Source organism: Pseudarthrobacter sp. MOO14 (assembly GCF_058267675.1).
Genome location: NZ_CM177849.1, coordinates 1,720,732 through 1,738,471, shown reverse-complemented (window position 1 = coordinate 1,738,471; position 17,740 = coordinate 1,720,732). Strand labels below are relative to the sequence as shown.

Annotated in this window: 20 protein-coding genes; 12 read left to right on the top strand and 8 right to left on the bottom strand. The window is 65.1% G+C overall.

What is annotated here, in order from left to right; genetic code table 11:
- Nucleotides 1-6: 6 nt before the first annotated feature.
- Nucleotides 7-1,176: a fatty acid desaturase family protein gene (locus tag AC4EEV_RS08175; protein ID WP_109045728.1), complete on the top strand. Its 1,170-nt coding sequence runs from the start codon at nt 7-9 to the stop codon at nt 1,174-1,176.
- Between the two features lie 69 nt (nt 1,177-1,245).
- Here the strand turns inward: AC4EEV_RS08175 and AC4EEV_RS08170 are convergent, their stop codons facing one another.
- Nucleotides 1,246-2,352 carry a cation diffusion facilitator family transporter gene (locus AC4EEV_RS08170; protein ID WP_491330616.1) on the bottom strand — a complete coding sequence of 369 codons (1,107 nt, stop codon included), beginning with the start codon at nt 2,350-2,352 and terminating at the stop codon, nt 1,246-1,248.
- Nucleotides 2,349-2,726 carry an ArsR/SmtB family transcription factor gene (locus AC4EEV_RS08165; protein ID WP_081624115.1) on the bottom strand — a complete coding sequence of 126 codons (378 nt, stop codon included), beginning with the start codon at nt 2,724-2,726 and terminating at the stop codon, nt 2,349-2,351. Before AC4EEV_RS08165 ends, AC4EEV_RS08170 begins: the two co-directional genes overlap by 4 nt.
- A gap of 155 nt (nt 2,727-2,881) precedes the next feature.
- Between AC4EEV_RS08165 and AC4EEV_RS08160 the strand changes: the two genes are divergently transcribed.
- Nucleotides 2,882-3,718 (top strand): alpha/beta fold hydrolase, encoded by an 837-nt coding sequence (locus AC4EEV_RS08160; RefSeq protein WP_491330615.1) that lies wholly within the window; start codon nt 2,882-2,884, stop codon nt 3,716-3,718.
- Between the two features lie 52 nt (nt 3,719-3,770).
- Here the strand turns inward: AC4EEV_RS08160 and AC4EEV_RS08155 are convergent, their stop codons facing one another.
- Complete coding sequence (locus AC4EEV_RS08155; protein ID WP_491330614.1) at nt 3,771-4,178, bottom strand: response regulator transcription factor; 408 nt, start codon at nt 4,176-4,178, stop codon at nt 3,771-3,773.
- Between the two features lie 68 nt (nt 4,179-4,246).
- On the bottom strand, nt 4,247-4,990 hold the full coding sequence (locus AC4EEV_RS08150; RefSeq protein ID WP_133831729.1) for a GAF and ANTAR domain-containing protein: 744 nt from the start codon (nt 4,988-4,990) through the stop codon (nt 4,247-4,249).
- A 290-nt stretch (nt 4,991-5,280) separates the two neighbouring features.
- Between AC4EEV_RS08150 and AC4EEV_RS08145 the strand changes: the two genes are divergently transcribed.
- The 3 genes from AC4EEV_RS08145 (at nt 5,281) to AC4EEV_RS08135 (ending at nt 7,710) form a co-directional block, all read left to right on the top strand.
- Nucleotides 5,281-5,874 carry an adenylate kinase gene (locus tag AC4EEV_RS08145; protein WP_109045732.1) on the top strand — a complete coding sequence of 198 codons (594 nt, stop codon included), beginning with the start codon at nt 5,281-5,283 and terminating at the stop codon, nt 5,872-5,874.
- Between the two features lie 41 nt (nt 5,875-5,915).
- Nucleotides 5,916-6,794, top strand: a complete 879-nt coding sequence (locus AC4EEV_RS08140; protein WP_018761041.1) for an NAD-dependent epimerase/dehydratase family protein — start codon at nt 5,916-5,918, stop codon at nt 6,792-6,794.
- 118 nt (nt 6,795-6,912) lie between these two features.
- Nucleotides 6,913-7,710 (top strand): phosphatase PAP2 family protein, encoded by a 798-nt coding sequence (locus tag AC4EEV_RS08135; RefSeq protein ID WP_285319795.1) that lies wholly within the window; start codon nt 6,913-6,915, stop codon nt 7,708-7,710.
- 34 nt (nt 7,711-7,744) lie between these two features.
- Here AC4EEV_RS08135 and AC4EEV_RS08130 read toward each other — a convergent pair whose 3' ends face one another.
- Nucleotides 7,745-8,059, bottom strand: a complete 315-nt coding sequence (locus tag AC4EEV_RS08130; RefSeq protein WP_018761043.1) for a MerR family transcriptional regulator — start codon at nt 8,057-8,059, stop codon at nt 7,745-7,747.
- 142 nt (nt 8,060-8,201) lie between these two features.
- Between AC4EEV_RS08130 and AC4EEV_RS08125 the strand changes: the two genes are divergently transcribed.
- From AC4EEV_RS08125 to AC4EEV_RS08115, 3 genes are all read left to right on the top strand, one after another.
- A complete protein-coding gene (locus tag AC4EEV_RS08125) occupies nt 8,202-8,627 on the top strand; it encodes an Hsp20/alpha crystallin family protein (protein ID WP_026264393.1) in 426 nt (141 codons plus the stop codon).
- Between the two features lie 96 nt (nt 8,628-8,723).
- Complete coding sequence (locus AC4EEV_RS08120; protein ID WP_018761045.1) at nt 8,724-9,101, top strand: hypothetical protein; 378 nt, start codon at nt 8,724-8,726, stop codon at nt 9,099-9,101.
- Nucleotides 9,102-9,196: 95 nt separating this feature from the next.
- Complete coding sequence (locus tag AC4EEV_RS08115) at nt 9,197-10,744, top strand: glycoside hydrolase family 1 protein (RefSeq protein WP_491330613.1); 1,548 nt, start codon at nt 9,197-9,199, stop codon at nt 10,742-10,744.
- Nucleotides 10,745-10,771: 27 nt separating this feature from the next.
- On the opposite strand, the gene AC4EEV_RS08110 is transcribed toward AC4EEV_RS08115, so the two are convergent.
- Together AC4EEV_RS08110 and AC4EEV_RS08105 are read right to left on the bottom strand one after the other, a co-directional pair.
- The gene (locus tag AC4EEV_RS08110; RefSeq protein WP_491330612.1) at nt 10,772-11,884 is read right to left on the bottom strand and encodes an App1 family protein phosphatidate phosphatase; all 1,113 of its coding nucleotides are present in this window, start codon (nt 11,882-11,884) and stop codon (nt 10,772-10,774) included.
- Between the two features lie 31 nt (nt 11,885-11,915).
- Entirely contained in the window at nt 11,916-12,647 is a 732-nt protein-coding gene (locus AC4EEV_RS08105; RefSeq protein ID WP_133831725.1) for a DUF72 domain-containing protein, read from the bottom strand.
- Between the two features lie 40 nt (nt 12,648-12,687).
- On the opposite strand from AC4EEV_RS08105, the gene AC4EEV_RS08100 reads away from it, so the two are divergent.
- The 4 genes from AC4EEV_RS08100 to AC4EEV_RS08085 all read left to right on the top strand — a co-directional run bounded on the left by AC4EEV_RS08100 (nt 12,688) and on the right by AC4EEV_RS08085 (nt 16,836).
- Entirely contained in the window at nt 12,688-14,496 is a 1,809-nt protein-coding gene (locus AC4EEV_RS08100; protein ID WP_491330611.1) for a glycoside hydrolase family 15 protein, read from the top strand.
- Between the two features lie 114 nt (nt 14,497-14,610).
- Nucleotides 14,611-14,901: a YegP family protein gene (locus AC4EEV_RS08095; protein ID WP_018761050.1), complete on the top strand. Its 291-nt coding sequence runs from the start codon at nt 14,611-14,613 to the stop codon at nt 14,899-14,901.
- Complete coding sequence (locus AC4EEV_RS08090; protein ID WP_491330610.1) at nt 14,901-15,611, top strand: HAD family hydrolase; 711 nt, start codon at nt 14,901-14,903, stop codon at nt 15,609-15,611. The genes AC4EEV_RS08095 and AC4EEV_RS08090 overlap by 1 nt, the downstream gene beginning before the upstream one ends.
- 43 nt (nt 15,612-15,654) lie before the next feature.
- Complete coding sequence (locus AC4EEV_RS08085) at nt 15,655-16,836, top strand: zinc-dependent alcohol dehydrogenase (RefSeq protein WP_026264394.1); 1,182 nt, start codon at nt 15,655-15,657, stop codon at nt 16,834-16,836.
- An 87-nt stretch (nt 16,837-16,923) separates the two neighbouring features.
- Here the strand turns inward: AC4EEV_RS08085 and AC4EEV_RS08080 are convergent, their stop codons facing one another.
- On the bottom strand, nt 16,924-17,736 hold the full coding sequence (locus AC4EEV_RS08080) for a bifunctional allantoicase/(S)-ureidoglycine aminohydrolase (RefSeq protein WP_491330609.1): 813 nt from the start codon (nt 17,734-17,736) through the stop codon (nt 16,924-16,926).
- Between the last annotated feature and the right edge of the window lie 4 nt (nt 17,737-17,740).

Below are 17,740 nucleotides of genomic sequence, written 5' to 3'. Positions count from 1 at the left end.
CACGGTATGTCAGTAATCTCACCCGCCAAGGCCACGGCCACGGGAAGCTCAAGAACGCGCCCCGGCAAGCTCGCAGAATCCGGCAGCCCCACGGTCCGGCCCCCGGCGGCAGCGCACCTCAGCGACGAACAAGTGGCGGAGCTCGGCCGTGAGCTCGACGCCATCCGGGACGAAATCCTTGGAAAGCGCGGTGCGGAAGACGCCGCTTACATCCGCCGCATGATCAAGATCCAGCGCGGGCTTGAAATCTCCGGCCGGGCCGCCCTGCTGGTCAGCAAGAACAAAGCAGCCTGGGTTACCGGCACCACGCTCCTGAGCCTGGCCAAGATCCTGGAAAACATGGAGCTCGGCCACAACATCCTGCACGGACAGTGGGACTGGATGCGGGATCCGGATATCCACTCCACCACGTGGGAGTGGGACTTCGTTACCCCGTCGCGCTCCTGGCAGCACACGCACAATGACCTCCACCACCGCTGGACCAACGTGGTGGGCAAGGACAACGACGTCGGATACAACCTCCTCCGGATGGATGAGAACCAGCCGTGGAAGCCCATCAACCTGGCCAACCCGCTGTTCAATGCGATCCTTGCGCCGGTGTTCGAGTGGGGGATCGCCGTCTACGATCTCGAGCTGACCGAATACAAGGAAGGCACCAAGTCCAAAGAGGCCCTGCTCAAGGACCTCAAGGCCCTCGGCCGCAAGGTGATCACCCAATTCACCAAGGACTACGCTGCCACCCCTGCGCTCGCGATGCTCACCGGCTCCGCCAAGCAGGCCCTGTTCGGCACGATCGCCGCGAACGCCATCCGCAACGTGTGGGCCCACGCCGTCATCTTCTGCGGCCACTTCCCGGAAGGCACCGACACCTTCACCGAAGAAATGGTGGAGGGTGAAACCCGGGGCGACTGGTACGTTCGCCAGATGATCGGCTCCGCCAACATTTCGGGCTCCCGGTTCATGCACCTCATGACCGGCAACCTGTCGCACCAGATCGAGCACCACCTCTTTCCGGACCTGCCCTCCAACCGGTACGCGGAGGTGGCCCCCAGGGTCCGCGAGATCTGCCAGCGCTATGGCCTGAAATACACCACCGGTCCGCTGCTCAAGCAGGTGGGTTCGTCTTGGGCGAAGGTGTTCAAGCTGGCGCTGCCCGGCAAGGCTGCCCGGGCCTAGGAACCACACACGACGCAAAAAGTGACCCTGCCGGCGAAATCCGGCGGGGTCACTTCCTGCGTTTGGGCCCTAGCGCCGGGCTTCCGGCGCCAGGAGCATGTGGTCCAGTTTCGGCAGGGCGTGCCGGAGCCGGTGCTCGGCGCGCTCCAGGGTCTCTGCCGCCTGCGACAACCCGGTTTCGGCCAGTTCCAGGCGGGCAGTCCCCTGCAGCCGGTGGCCGGACCACCGCAGCTGCAGCTGCCGGACCGCGAGGACCCCGGGAGTCCCTCCGAGTGCGGCCTCGGCGAGCTCCACCAGTTCCGGCTCGATGCCGTCCATGAGCCGCCGCCCGATGCTGCGGACCGTCCCCCACAGGAGCACCATGATGGCGGCGGAAATGGCCAATCCCACGATCGGGTCCGCCAAGGGGAAACCAAGCATGACGCCAATGGCGCCGATCACCACGGCCAGCGACGTGAAGCCGTCCGTCCTGGCGTGCACACCGTCCGCCACGAGTGCCGCAGAACCGATCCTGCGGCCCACCCGGATGCGGTAGATTGCCACCGCCTCGTTGCCGGCGAAGCCAATAAGGCCCGCCGCCATGACCCACCCCAGGTTTTGCAGGGCCTGCGGATGGATGAGCCGGTCAACGGACTGCCAGCCCGCCACGATGGCGGAAAGGGCCACTACAGCCACGATGAACAGGCCGGCGAGGTCTTCTGCCCGGCCGTACCCGTATGTGTACCGGCGGGTCGCGGCCCTGCGCCCCAGGATGAAGGCGATCCACAGTGGCACTGCGGTCAGGGCGTCGGAGAAGTTGTGGATGGTGTCCGCGAGCAGGGCCACGGAACTGCTGAACAGGACCACCAGGAACTGCAGCAGCGTGGTGGCCAGCAGGACGAACATGCTGATCTTCAGCGCCCGGATGCCCTCCGTGCTGGCCTCCATGGCGTCATCGATGGAATCCGCGGCATCGTGGGTGTGCGGCACGAACAGCTCGAAAAGCCATCCTTTGAAACCGGAATGGTGATGGTGCCCGTGGTCGTGGTCGTGGTCGTGCCCGTGCCCGTGCCCGTGCCCGTGCCCGTGGTGGTGGTCGTGATTGTGCGCATCGTCGTCGTGGTGGTGATGGTGGCCGGCGTGGACGTTGTCGTGATGGCTGTGCGCATGCGTTGATTCCTGGTGCGGCCCGGTCATGAGGCGCTCCCTTGTGCGTGGTGGGCGGGTGCGCGGTGGTGCGCCGGTTCGCCGCCGAGTGCGTGTTCGGCCTGGAAAATGGCGTCAGCCACCAATTGCCGGGCGTGTTCGTTCTCCAGCCGGTACAGCACCCGCGTCCCGTCCTGCCGGGTGGATACCATCCTGGCCAGCCGCATTTTGGCCAGGTGCTGGGACACGGCAGCGGGGGATTTGCCTACCGTGTCGGCCAAGGCGCCCACTGCCATTTCGCCGTCGCGAAGGGCAAGGATGATCCGCACCCTCGTGGCGTCAGCCAGCATCGAGAAGACCTCCACGGCCAACTCCACGTACTGGCTGTCCGTCCCCAGCGAGCAAGCATTCTTATCTGCATTCATGCGCATATAGTGTCACAACGCGGACCCGGACGCACTGCACGCCTGTCTGTCGGACGGCCATCGCGGGCGAGCCAGCACGGCCACCTACAGTAGGAGGGGTACGGGCACGGCGTGACGCCGGCCGCTTCGGCCAGTCTCGAAAGGAATTTACCCCGATGGCTTTCATTACCGTTGGTACGGAGAACAGCACCGACATCGAGCTCTACTACGAGGATCACGGTTCGGGCCAGCCCGTGGTGCTTATCCACGGCTACCCGCTGGACGGATCGTCCTGGGAAAAACAGACTGCCGCGCTCCTTGGCGCGGGCTACCGGGTCATCACCTACGACCGCCGCGGCTTTGGCAAGTCCAGCAAGCCTGCCGACGGCTACGACTACGACACCTTCGCGGCAGACCTCAACATCCTGCTGACCACCCTGGACCTGGACAACGTGGTGCTGGTGGGCTTCTCCATGGGCACCGGCGAGGTGGGCCGCTACCTTGGCACCTATGGCTCGGCGCGGGTGGCCCGCGCCGCATTCCTCGGATCCCTGGAGCCCTACCTGCTCAAGACCGACGACAATCCTGACGGCGTTCCGCAGGACGTTTTTGACGGCCTCAAGGCCGCGGTTAATGCCGACCGGTATGCGTTCTTCACCGAATTCTTCAAGAATTTCTACAACTCGGACACCTTCCTGGGCACTCCGCGCCTCAGCCAGGAAGCCGTCGACGCCAGCTGGAACCTCGCCGCCGGTGCCGGTGCCACCGCGTCCGTTGCCGCCCAGCCCACGTGGCTGACGGACTTCCGGCAGGACATCCCCAAGATCGATGTTCCCGCCCTTATCGTCCACGGCACCGCCGACAACATCCTGCCCATCGACTCGACCGGGCGGCAGTTCGCCAAGGCGTTGCCCACGGCGGAATACGTCGAGATCGAAGGCGCGCCGCACGGCCTGCTCTGGACGCACGCCGCAGAGGTCAACGAGGCATTGCTCGGGTTCCTTTCCAAGTAAGGAATCCTCGGGGCGGCGGCGGGAGTCCCGTCGTCGCCCTATGCCGCTCCGCTCAGCAGAGGGAGGTGCCGGTGGTGCTGGGCTCCTCTGCCAATGGTGTGGGGCACAACCGCCGTGCCAGCGCTTCAAGTTCCCTGGGGTGGAATGGCCTGGTGAGGTAGGCGGCGGCCCCGGACGCCATGCCTGCCAGGACGTCATCCCCCTCCGAGCGGGCCGTGAGGAAGAGTAACGGGGCAGAGCTCCTGGCGCGGATGGCACGGGCAACCACGTGCCCGTCCATGTCCGGGAGTCCCAGGTCCAAGGTGACCAGGGCGATGCCTGGGTCGGACGCCGCGGCGATGGCTTCCGACCCGGTGCCAACGGCTTTCACTACGAAGCCCGCACGTGAAAGGACTATTGAAATCAGTCCGCGGATGTCGTCGTTGTCTTCAACGACAAGACAGGTGCGCTGCTGTTCCATCCAAGCCCCCCGGCGAAAAAGTTGGCAACAGTCTATCGCCCCTGTGCCGGGTTTCCGGGGCCCTGGCCCTATCCGTCGTAATGTGTCCGCGCGGGTCCCTGGCCCAGGGAGTGGACCACGGCGGCGGCCACATCGTGAAGCTTGGAATTGCGGGTGCTTGACGCCGTCTTCAGGATGTCGAAGGCGTCCTGCTGGCTGCACCGGTTCTGGGCCATGATGATCCCGACGGCCATGTCAATGACGGTCCGGCTTTCCAGGGTGGCGCGGAGGTTCGCCGCCGTTTCGCTGAAGTGCGCAAAGCGGATCGCCAGCCGCAGGGCCAGCGAGGTCTGGCTGACAAAATCCTCGGCGCATTTCATGATGCGGCCCTCGAAACGGTGCGCACGGCCGGAGTAGAGCAGCAAGGCTGCCTTGGTGTCGCCCTCCAGCCGGAACGGGAGCGCCGCGACGGACCGGATCCCCTCTGCCTGCACAGCTGAGGAGTAGTCGGGCCAGCGGCCATCAGCGTTGAGATCCGGGACGTGGACAGTTTCCTGGGCAGTTGCTGCAGTCATGCCCGGTGTCTCGGTGAACCGGTGCTCAAACCGTCCAATGACCCGTGCCTCATCGCTGCTGCTGGCTACCGTGGTGCCCTTCCGCTGCCTGAGCAGGGTGACGGCGCACAGCATCTCATCGCCGGGTTCGGAGAGGTTGCGCGCGGAGACCTGCGCCAACTCATTGAGGAAGTCCTCGACGTCGGAGCTGTCCAGGACAATTTCATGCAGGTACTCGGTTATGGATGTATCGGGTTTAGCTGTTGACTCGCTGGCCACTGTTTCTTGGTGCCATTCGCTCAGGTCAAAACGAGCCGGCAACACACAAACGCCCCGCAATGTGGGCGGGGAGTCGGTGATGGTCGCTGGATCGAAGAACTTTCCAACGGCCCGCTGCTAAACCGATAACCAGAGTATATACATCCGCAAGGAAGGCGAAACGTCATGCCCGCTGCGCCGTCACAGCCCGGACGCTGGCGCCATGCAGGGGGTAACCGGCACAATGAAGCGGGAGCCGGCCACCGGATGCGGCGCCAACCCAAAGGCAGCCCGCCGGGGAGGACAGGAACATGACCAGGCTTCTTATCATCGGCCCGCCGGGCTCCGGCAAGGGAACCCAGGCTGAACACCTGGCCAGGCACTTCGGGGTCCCGGCGGTGTCCACAGGGGATATCTTCCGCAGCAACGTCAGCCGGAAGACGGAGCTGGGGAACCAGGCTGCCGAATACCTCGACGGCGGCCATTTCGTTCCCGACCACCTCACCAATGCCCTCGTGAAGGACCGCCTCCTTGATGGCGACGTCAGCCACGGTTTCCTGCTCGATGGTTACCCGCGCACGGCACCGCAGGCAACGGAACTGGACAGTATGCTCGCCGCCCAGGGGCACGGGCTGGACGCTGTCATCGAGTTGCGCGCTCCCGACGCCGAACTGGAAGAGCGCATGCACCGGCGGGCGCAGGAACAAGGCCGCACCGACGACACCATCGACGTCTTCCGACGCAGGTTGGACCTCTACCACCGCCAGACGCATGAAGTAGTCTCGGTGTACGCGGGCCGGGGAATCCTGGTATCCGTCAACGGCAGCGGGGATCCGGGGGAGATTACCGCATTGGCGATTGCCGCCGTCGAACAATTCCTGGCAGCACCGCGACGGCCATCCTGACCGGAGCAAAGCATGGTGGACTCGAACAGAAGGAAACACTGATGAGAATTGCGGTTACAGGCGGAAGCGGAAAACTTGGCCGGCACGTGGTGCGCCGGCTTACCGACGACGGCCACCAGGTCCTCAACCTGGACCGCGCGGGTAGCCGGAGCCCGGGCCTGCTGGTGGTGGACCTGCGCAACTACGGCCAGGTGGTGGATGCGCTCCTGGGCGTGGATGACCGCCACGACGGATTCGACGCCGTGGTGCACCTTGGTGCCATCCCCGCCCCTGGCATCCTTCCGGACGCCGCGACGTTCGAGAACAACATGCTCTCCACCTACAACGTCTTCCAAGCAGCGCGACGGGCCGGCATCAAGAAGGTGGTGTACGCCTCCAGCGAGACCGTGCTCGGCCTGCCGTTCGACGTCGACCCGCCCTACATTCCGGTGGACGAGGAATACCCTCCCCGGCCGGAGAGCACCTATTCCCTGGTGAAGACGCTGGAGGAACGGATGGCCGTGGAACTGACCCGCTGGGACCCGGAGCTGAGCATCACCGGGCTGCGTTTCTCCAACGTCATGGACGAGTCTGACTACGAGCGGTTCCCCTCGTTCGATGAGGACGCAACGCTGCGCAAGTGGAACCTATGGGGCTACATCGACGGCAGGGACGGTGCGCAGGCAGTGGCCCGGGCACTGGAGAACGCAAAGCCCGGCTTTGAAGCCTTCATCATTGCCAACGCAGACACCGTTATGAGCCGCTCGAGCGCCAGCCTGGCCGCGGAGGTCTTCCCCGGCGTCAAGGTCACCAAGGAACTGGGCGAACACGAAACCATGCTCTCCATCGACAAAGCCCGGCGCATGCTTGGCTTCGAACCCGAGCACAGTTGGCGGAACCACGCAGCCGCTCCTGCCGGCACGGCGGGCGGCATCGGGTAGCGCCTGCGTTTTTCCCGCGGCCGCCGCGATTGCCGGGCGCATGATGGAGTGAATGGGCCTTCACCGGGATAGTGTTCAGCCCTAAGCATTTATCACGGCGCAGGGACAAGGCAGCACATTGGTACAGAGATCATCAGGGTCCGGGGTTGCGGAGCACAAGGCCGGCAAGTGGCATACCTTCAACGAGAAGTTCGTCGTGGAGGAGCGCTACGTGGACGTGGCGGACCGGCGCGGGCTGTACCGGGCGTCGGTCATCCTCTCCGTAGTGGGGCTGGCGCTCTTTACCGCCATCCTTGTCAGCGTGGTGCAGTCCACTGGATTGACGGTGGCCGACGAACCCGTGCATGACTGGCTGCTGACCACGCGTTCGGGCACCGTCACCGCCATCATGATTTTCCTGGCGGTGTTCTTTGGACCCATCGCCCTGCCCATCATTGTGCTGGTGGTGATCCTCGTCTGGGGCTTCGCGGCCAAACATGCCTGGCGGCCCATCCTGCTGGCGTCCGCGATGCTGGCGGGGGTGATCGTTTCGCAGATCATCCTCCACATCGTGCAGCGCTCTCGGCCGCCGGTGGACCAGATGTTGTTCGGTGCCGACCAAACGTTCTCGTTCCCATCCGGGCATGTCCTGGGTGCCTGCGACTTCCTGCTGGTGGGCGCGTACCTGATCGTGTCCCGGCGCCGCAGCCGGCGGGCAGCCCTTTTCGGATTTATTGGAGCCGGCATCGGAATTGTCCTGGCGATCGCCAGCCGCCTTTACCTGGGCTACCACTGGCCCACTGACACCTTGGCGTCGTTCTCCCTCTCGCTGATGATCCTCGGCGGAGTCATCGCCCTCGACACCTGGCGGACGGCCAGGATCGAAGGTGAACCGATCACCGGGGAGCTCTCCAAGGCGGAATCGCCGCAGGAGTGAACCGGCGCGACCGGCCGGTTGGCTTCCTGCCCCGCTAAGGCCTTGACCGCGCCCGTTTCAGCGCCCGGTGCAGTTTCAGGTTTGCTGCCTCCAGCTCCAGGACCTTGGCGACACCGGCGAGGTTCAATCCTTCCTGGAGGAGTTCGCCAATCCGAAGCAGCACGGCGATGTCCTCCTCGCTGTATTGCCGCGTGCCGCCTGCGGTCCGGGCAGGCGTCAGCAAACCTTTCGCCTCGTACAGCCTGATGTTCTGCTGTCCGGTGCCTGCCAGTTCCGCCGCTACCGAGATCGCGTACAGGGCGCGTGGGCCGGGGGAGCGGCCGGGCCGGCCGCCTGCAGGTTCCGTCATGGGTTCTCCCAAAAAATCCGCGCAACAGGGTCTTGCCCGATTTTCCCACTGGTGCTATAAAAAATCTACATTCACCACCATAGATAAGTAGGTGGTGGGTGGCCGGATATCCGACACCTTGAAGCTGAAGGAGTGGGAAATGATGTTGATGCGTACGGACCCGTTCCGTGAGCTGGACCGGCTCGCGCAGCAGGTTTTGGGAACCGCCGCCCGCCCGGCAGCCATGCCGATGGACGCCTGGCAGGAAGACGGCGAATTCGTGGTGGCGTTCGACCTTCCCGGCGTGGACGTGGACTCCGTGGACCTGAACGTGGAACGGAACGTCCTGACGGTGCGGGCCGAACGCAAGGACCCCACGCAGCCCAACGTGGAACTGGTGGCGTCCGAGCGTCCACGCGGCGTGTTCAGCCGCCAACTGATCCTGGGCGACACCCTGGATACCGACAGGATCAAGGCCGCCTACGACCAAGGCGTGCTCACCCTGCGGATCCCGGTTGCCCAGCAAGCCAAGCCGCGAAAGATCGAGATCCAGACCCAACAAGGCGGCATGCAGCAGATCGACGCCTAGGATCCGTGGCGCTGCGCCGGCGTCCCTGCCATCGGGTGGGGACGCCGGCAGCCATTGGCGGGCACAGAGGACTTCATCCAAGGAGGCGGAAACCCCATGAGTGAGTGGCGGCGCTACGATTCACCGCTGATTCCTGCATTCCATGAGCGCTTCGAGCAGCGGTGGGGCCCGGGAACTGCGCCGTTTTTGGACCCGGAAGCACATGAGCAGCCCATGCCGCGGGCGCAGTGGATCAACCCGGCCACCGGTGCTGCCTTGGCTGTGGTCCCCATCTGGACGGCCGATGAGGCGCAGCAACGGTCCTTCGGCGTGTTCTACCTTCCACCTGCCGGCGATATCTGGGTCCTGCGGCCCGGCTACACCGGGTACCTGGAACCGTCCGACGGCGACGCAGAGCATCTGGTGACCCTGCGCAATGACGCCTTCCGCAAGGCAGTGGCGCACGCCAAGGAGTTCCTCTTCGGCTCGCAGTAGCCAACGTGGCGGCCAAGGGAGTTAATGTTCGTCAGCCTGTCCCTGCTGTGTAATCCTGAGACGTACCCGAACCACTGCAACAAAGGCTGGCCTCCATGCACAAAACCGCCAAGGACCTCGCAGCGCTTATCCCCCCGGGGTTCACGCTTGGCGTCGCCACCGCAGCATTCCAGATTGAAGGGGCGCTGGACGAAGACGGCCGCGGCAAGTCCGGCTGGGAAGTGTTTGCCGCCACGCCCGGGGCTATCGTGGGGGACCAAAGCCCGGCCATAGCCACCGACCACTACCACCGCATGCCGCAGGACGTGGCCCTGCTGAAGCAGCTGGGCGTGGACTCGTACCGCTTCTCGTTCTCCTGGCCCCGCATCCAGCCCGGCGGAACCGGGCCGGTAAACCGTGCGGGCCTGGCGTTCTACGACCGGCTCCTGGATGAACTCCTGGCCAACGGGATCTCACCCATGGCCACCATCTACCACTGGGACACGCCGCTGGAGCTGGACGAGGCGGGCGGCTGGATGAACCGGGACATGGCCTACCGGCTGGGGGAGTACGCGGGCCTCGTAGCCGATGCGTTCGGCGACCGGGTGGCCCGCTGGGTCACCATCAACGAACCGGCAACGGTGAGCGCCAACGGCTACTCGCTGGGAGTGCATTCACCCGGCAAGGAGCTGGCCCTGGGTGCATTCCCCACCGTCCACCACCAGCTGCTCGGCCACGGCCTGGCGGTCCAGGCACTCCGTGCCGCTGGGGTGCCGGGAGAGATCGGCATGACCAACGTCTATTCCCCCATGGTGCCGAACTCCATCAACCCGCTGGACAAGCTCAGCGCCGGCCTGATGGACCTGGGCCAGAACCGGCTGTACGCGGACCCGGTCCTGACCGGCAAGTACCCGGACGTGATCCGGGCGGCCAAGTTCTTCAGCTCCTTCGAGCATCCCGAGGAGGACATGCAGATCATTTCGCAGCCCCTGGATTTTTACGGGTTGAACTATTACATGCCCACCAAGGTCGCCGTGGGGCCCGGCAGCGGCGCGGTGCCGGCGAGCATGGCGGAGGCGATGGGGAGCGACCTCAACGCAGCAGGCGGCGGTGCCACACCGTTCCACGTCGAGGCGTGGCCTGAAGCGGACATCACCGCCTACGGGTGGCCGGTCAAGCCCGAGTTCATGGCGGTCGCGCTGAAGGAGATGGCGGAGCGGTACCCCAACCTGCCTCCGGTGATCATTACCGAGGGTGGAGCGAGCTTTGAGGACATCATTGTCCGGGACAAGTCCACCAATACCAGGTTCATTCCCGACGAGCGCCGGCTGAAGTACATTTCCGACCACCTTGAGGCCGCCTTGAAGGCCACGGCCCCCGGCGGCGAAGCCGAATCGGTTGACCTCCGCGGCTACTACGTATGGTCCTTCCTGGACAACTTCGAATGGTCCGCCGGATACAAGCAGCCGTTCGGCCTCCTGCACGTGGATTTCGAGACCCTGGAGCGGACGCCCAAGGCCTCCTACTTCTGGTTCCAGGAGCTCATCGAGGAACGCGACCTCGCCTTGGCCGCGGATGCCGCCATCGCCCAGGCCGTTGTTCCGGGGGCCTTGGACGGCAGTGAAACGCCCGACGACGGCGCGGCGCTGGGTGCCAGCGCCTAGACCGTGCGGGGCCGGGCCGGTTCGGGGTCAGCCCCGGAGCAGGTCCAGCATGGCCAGTTGCTTGGCGATGCCTGCCCCGTCCGGGGAGTAGATCCACGGAACTTTTGATGAGGTGTGGTCACCGTCTTCGGAGTGGCCGCCGGCGAACACCGATTCGCTGACGGACAGCTGCCGGATGGCGATGGCCGCCACCTTGTCGGCGTTTTCCGCGGCGAACGCCGAATAGATGGCTTCATCGTGCTGGCCGTTGTCACCGATCAGGAGCCACCGCATGTCCGGGAATTCCTGCGCCAGGCGATCCAGGTTCCCCCGCTTGTGTTCCTGGCCGCTCCGGAACCATCGGTCCTGGGTCAAGCCCCAGTCCGTCAGGAGCAGCGCGCCCTTGGGGTACATGTTGCGGGTCAGGAACCGTCCCAGGGTGGGGGCCGCATTCCAAGGGCCCGTCGACAGGTAAATGACGGGGGCATCGGGATGCTCGATGGTCAGCCGGTCCAGCAGCACCGCCATGCCCGGAGTGGCCATCCGTGCGCGTTCGCTGAGCACGAAGGTGTTCCACAGCGCCAGGAAGGGCCGGGGCAGCGCGGTCACCATGACGGTGTCGTCGATGTCCGAGACGATTCCGAACTTCACCTCCGGTGCGATCACCTGGATCAGCGCCTCGGCCGGTTCGGTTCCCTCAGCGCGCAGGACCGCCGTGTGCCAGCCGGGGGGAAGCTGGACGTCCACTTCGGTGTCGATCAGTCCGCCCCGGTCCGCGGTCATGTGGGTGACGACGTCGCCGATGGTGATCTCGACGTCGGAAAACTGCAGCGGCACGCCGGTGAAGGCACGCCAGCCGCGGATGTTCTGGTTGCCGATTTTCGCTTCCCGCTCCGCCCGGCTTCCCGGCAGCGGCTTCTGCGTCAGCAGCACGCGGCCCAGCACACGTACCCGGGTCGTGGAACCGTACCCCTGGTAGGCGATGGTCTGCGGCACGAAATTCCAGCGCTTCGCCAGCCGGATCCGCAGGCTGTTGACCGCGTCTGAGACCCGGTGGGCCAGCCGGAAGGCCTGGTTCCCGGAGAGGGCGTACTGGGCCAGCACCGCCTGCGTGGGCTTGCGTGCCGTCTTCCGGGCCGGATGCTGGGGAGCCGTGTCCATGCCACCACTCTGCCACAGCGTGGAGTTCGGATCAGCCGGCGCCGAGGATCCCACGCAGTGTTTCGGCGTTTCGCACGGCGTTCCCGCCGCCGTCGTTGTTGAAGTACGCGTAGACGTCCAGGCCGCCGCTGTCCCATTCGCGGATCCGGTCCGCCCACCAGTGCAGGTCGGCCTCCGAGTAGGAGCCGCCGTACAAGTGCTCGTGGTCCGGACCATGCAGGCGGACATAGGTAAATGGCGCGGTGGCGCGCAGGATGCACGGCAGGTTGGCGCCGCTCATGATGCAATAGGCCGCCTGGTGCCGCTCCAACAGGGAAAACACCTCCGGGCAGTCCCAGCTGGGGTGCCTGAACTCAACGGCAACCCGGATCCATTCCGGAACCGCTGCCAGGAAGTACTCCAGCCGGGCGTCGTCGCGGCCCAACTGCGGCGGCAGCTGGACCAGGAGCACAGCCCGTTTGTCCCCCAGTTCATGCCAGCACCGGGCGATGCGTTCCACCCAGACTTCGGGTGCGTACAGCTTGCGGGCGTGGGTAAGGCCGCGGGGAGCCTTGACCGACATGCTGAAACCGGGTGGCAGCCGCCTGTTCCAGCCGGCGAAGGTGGTGTCGCGGGGCCAGCGGTAGAAGCTGGCATTCAGCTCAACTGTGCTGAACCTGGCGGCATAGCGTTGGAGCCGGTCCCGGACCGGCAGGCCGGGCGGGTACAGGACGTTCTCCCAATGGTCGTAGCTCCAGCCGGAGGTACCGATGTGGACTGCCATTCTTCGATGTTCCTACAGTGTTGTGTGGCAGGGTAATGCCATGGCGCGAATTGAGGATTATGCGGTCGTTGGCGACCTTCACACAGGTGCCCTCATCAGCAAGGAGGGTTCGATCGACTGGCTCTGCCTGCCGCGGTTCGATTCCCCTGCGTGTTTCAACGCCTTGCTGGACTCACCGGACGCCGGGCGCTGGCTGCTGGCTCCGGAAGGCGGTGGTACCTGCACCCGCCGGAGCTACCGCGACGGAAGCCTGATCCTGGATACCGAGTGGGAAACGCCGGACGGAACGGTTCGCGTCACAGACTTCATGCCGCCCCGCGACTCCGTGGCCGACATCGTCCGGATCGTCGAGGGTGTCAGCGGCAGCGTAAAGATGCACGGCGAGTTGGTGCTTCGCTTCGACTATGGGCATATCGTGCCCTGGGTGCGCAAGGACAAGCGCGGCCTGCACGCCATCGCCGGCCCGGACGCCGTCTACCTCGTGACCCCCGCACCCTTGCACGGCGAGAACATGCATACGGTCAGCGACTTCACGGTCAATGCGGGCGAGAAAGTGCCGTTCGTACTGACGTGGGCTCCCAGCCATGTGGGCCGGCCGGTTTCGGTCGAGGCGGAAAAAGTCCTGCACAGCACGTTCGAGTTCTGGCAGGGCTGGTCCTCGCAATGCACGGTCCAGGGGAAGTACCAGGATGCCGTGGTGCGCTCCCTGGTAACCCTCAAGGCCCTCACCTACGCGCCCACCGGGGGGATCGTCGCCGCTGTCACAACATCGCTGCCGGAACAGCCGGGCGGCCAACGCAACTGGGACTACCGCTATTGCTGGTTGCGGGATGCCACCATGACCCTCCAGGCGCTGCTGGCTGCCGGGTACAAGGCCGAAGCGGCCGCCTGGCGGGACTGGTTGCTCCGTGCTGTGGCAGGAGACCCCGCGGACCTGCAGATCATGTATGGGATCCACGGCGAGCGGCGGCTGCCGGAGATGGAACTGCCCTGGTTGAAGGGCTACGAGAATTCCGCTCCGGTGCGGATCGGAAATGCGGCGGCCGAGCAATTCCAGTTGGACGTATGGGGTGAGGTCCTTGACTGCCTGGCGCTGACCCGGAACTCGCTGCTCAAGCACACGGACGAGGCCTGGGACGTCCAGATTGCCCTGATGGAGCACCTGGAGACCATCTGGGACCAGCCGGACAACGGGCTCTGGGAAATGCGGGGGCCGCGCCGGCACTTTACGCACTCCAAGGTCATGGCATGGGTGGCCGCGGACCGGATGGTCAAGGGAGTGCGGGACTCCGGGCTGCCTGGCCCGGTGGAGCGCTGGGAGGCGTTGCGGGACCGGATCCGGCAGGACATCCTGGCCAACGGCTACGACGCGGAGCGCAACACATTCGTCCAGTCCTATGGCCGGCCTGAGCTGGACGCCAGCCTGCTGTTGATTCCCAGGGTGGGCTTCCTGCCCCCGGACGATCCCAAAGTGGTGGGGACCATCGAGGCCATCCAACAGGAGCTGACCCAGGACGGGTTCGTGCTCCGGTACCGGCCGGAACAAAGCGACGACGGCTTGCCTGGGGATGAGGGCGTCTTCCTGGCCTGCTCATTCTGGTTGGTGGAGGCGCTCCTCGGCGCCGGACGACACGAAGAGTCACGGGAACTGTTCGAACGGTTGCTGGAACTGCGCAACGATGTGGGGCTGCTGAGCGAAGAATGGGCGGTCAAAGCCGGCCGCCAGTTGGGTAACACGCCACAGGCGTTCAGCCACTTCGCCCTTGTGACTAGCGCCCTGGAGCTGCATCAGGATACGGTTCGGCGCAGTGACGCTCCCATTCCGCCGGAAGGGGCGGACTCGCGCTGAGGCGGCGCGGGCCGGGGCCGCAACTTCTCCTTCGCGGGATAGATAAGTATACTTACTAACACCTCATGGAGTGCTCCCCAGCACAATGCCGTGATTGACGGAGGAGTGATAGTTGTGGCCGGATTTTTTGAACTCGTGGATGCCCCTGACGGCGGATACCGGATCAGGATGATGGACGGAAGCGGGAACCTGATGGCCATTTCAGTGACTTTCCCGACTAAACGGGCGGCCGTCGCAGGCATTGCCATGGCCAGGGAAATCGCGGGCACGGGACTCATTCGGGACAAGAGCCTGGATGGCGCGGGTTCGGTGATACGGGAGCGGGTGCGGCCCGTCAGCTCCCCGAAGGAAGACGCGGCGAAACGGAAAAAAGCGCCGGATGTGCGGCGGACGGCCGTCGGCTGATGCCCGGAGCCTCTTTGCCGCCTGACAATGGACGCCACGGAGTCCTTTTTGACGTTGACGGGACGCTGATCGACTCGTCCTATATCCATACGCTCGCCTGGTGGGGCGCGTTCCGCCAGTACGGACACGATGTTCCGATGGCGGCCATCCACCACTTTGTCGGCATGGGCGGCGCCCGCCTGGTGGACAACCTCCTGCCGCCGGACCGGGACCGCTCCGAAGACGACGACGTCATGGCCAGCCACGGCGCCCTGTATGCCTCGCACTGGCCCTCGCTGCGTGCTTTCGCAGGGGCAAAGGAGCTCCTGGAGCAATGCCACTCGGACGGCTTGGCGGTGGCACTGGCGTCCTCGGCCCGGGAAAGGGACTTGCAGGTAATGCGCTCCGTGCTGGACGCGGACGCCTTTATCGATGCCGCCACGAGTTCCAAGGACGCTGAGGAAAGCAAGCCTGCGCCGGACATCCTCGCGGCGGCCCTGAAAGCGCTCGGAATCGACGCCGCGAACGCCGTGTATGTCGGTGACGCCGTGTGGGACATGAAGGCTGCTGCTGCGCTGGATATTCCCGCCATCGGCGTCACCTGCGGCGGAATCAGCGCGACGGAACTCAGGGTCGCGGGCGCCGTCGAGGTCTATGAAAGCCCCCGTCACCTGCTGGAAAACCTTGGCTCAAGCGCCATTGGCCGGCTGCTGGCGCGCGGGAGCAACTGATCCACCCGAACTGCACCAGGGAAAGCAGTGAGAAAGGGAAACTGTGAAAGCACTGACGTGGCAAGGCAAGCGTTCTGTAAGCGTGGAGGAAGTTCCTGATCCGGTGATCCAGGAACCGACGGACGCGATCGTCCGCATCACGTCTACGGCCATTTGCGGCAGCGACCTGCACCTGTACGAGGTACTGGGCCCTTACATGCACAAGGGCGATGTCATTGGACATGAGCCGATGGGCATCGTGGAGGAGGTGGGCAGCGGGGTCACCAACCTCCGCAAAGGCGACCGCGTCGTGGTCCCTTTCAATATCTCGTGCGGCACGTGCTTCATGTGCAGGCAGGGCTTGCAGTCTCAATGCGAAACCACACAGGTCACGGAGCAGGGCTCCGGCGCGGCGCTGTTTGGGTATTCCGAGCTTTACGGCTCCGTTCCGGGTGGCCAGGCCGAATACCTGCGTGTGCCGCACGCGGATTACGGTCCTGTGAAGGTTGGCAAGGAGCTTCCGGATGAGCGGTACCTGTTCCTCTCCGACATCCTGCCCACCGCCTGGCAGGCCGTGGAGTACGCGGATGTCCCGGCCGGCGGCACCCTTGCCGTGTTCGGGCTGGGACCCGTGGGCCAGTTCGCCGGCCGCATTGGCGTACATCGTGGTTTCCGGGTGATCGGTATTGATCCCGTCCCCGAACGGCGCGCAATGGCGGCGCGGCACGGCGTGGAAACGCTCGACTACGGCAAGACCATTGGGGACGAACTCCGGGAGATGACCGCTGGGCGCGGCCCGGACGCGGTGGTGGACGCCGTCGGCATGGAAGCCCACGGTTCCCCCCTGGCAGGATTTGCACACCAGGCGCTGGGGCTGCTGCCGGACAAACTGGCGCAGAAAGCCATGGAGACAGGCGGCGTGGACCGTTTGGCCGCGCTGCATGCGTCCATCGACGCGGTCCGCCGCGGTGGCACCCTGTCGCTGAGCGGCGTCTACGGCGGCCAGGCCAGCCCGCTGCCCATGCTGACCATGTTCGATAAGCAACTGCAGGTCCGGATGGGGCAGTGCAACGTGCGTAACTGGACGGACCGCTTGCTCCCCCTGGTGGAGGACGACGACGATCCTCTGGGCGTAATGGACCTGGTCACCCACCGTGCGGGCTTGGATGGCGCGCCCGCCCTGTACGAAAAGTTCCAGAAAAAAGAAGACGGCTGTATCAAAGTGGTCCTTAACCCGGGCGCCTGAGCCCGGGTGCCTGGATACCAAAGCAGGGGCTGTGACGGATCTTCCGTAACAGCCCCTGCTTTGTCTTTGCAGGCCCGGAGTGCGCGCCTAGGTGAGCTTCACCTGGCGGTTCATGTCCTTGTACAGCAGGTAGCGGAACTCGCCGGGCCCGCCGGCGTAGCAGGCCTGCGGGCAGAAGGCGCGCAGCCACATAAAGTCACCTGCTTCCACCTCCACCCAGTCGTTGTTCAGCAGGTACATGGCCTTGCCCTCCAGGACGTACAGGCCGTGCTCCATGACGTGGGTTTCCGGGAACGGGATCACGCCGCCGGGCTGGAACGTCACGATGTTCACCTGCATATCGTGGGCGAGGTCGTTGGAGTCCGTGAACCGGGTGGTCTTCCAGACGTCGTCCGTGTCCGGCATGGACGTGGGCTCCACGTCCTTCTCGTTGGTGACGAAGGACTTCGCCTCGTATCCTTCAAGCCGTTCGTAGGCCTTGCGGATCCAGTGGAAGGACACGACGTCGTCCGAAACGTTCTCCAGGCCCCACTCCGAACCAGCGGCCAGGTAGGCATAGCCGCCTTCCTCCAGCGGGTGCAGTTCGCCGTCCAGGGTGAGGTTGACCTTGCCGCGGGTTACGAAGATGACGCCTTCGACGCCGGCCTCGAACTCGGCCTTGGGAGCCCCGCCGCCCGGGCCGATTTCCGCGATCAGCTGGGAGAACGTGGTGGCAAAGCCGGAGATGGGACGGGCGATGATCCAGGACCGGGTGTTCGAAAAGCCGGGCAGGTTGGACGTGACGATGTCCGTCATGACGCCCTTGGGGATCACCGTATACGCCTCGGTCACGATGGCACGCTCGGTGGTCAGGTGGGTCTGCGGCGGGAGTCCGCCGGTGGGGGAGTAGTACTTGCCCATGAGA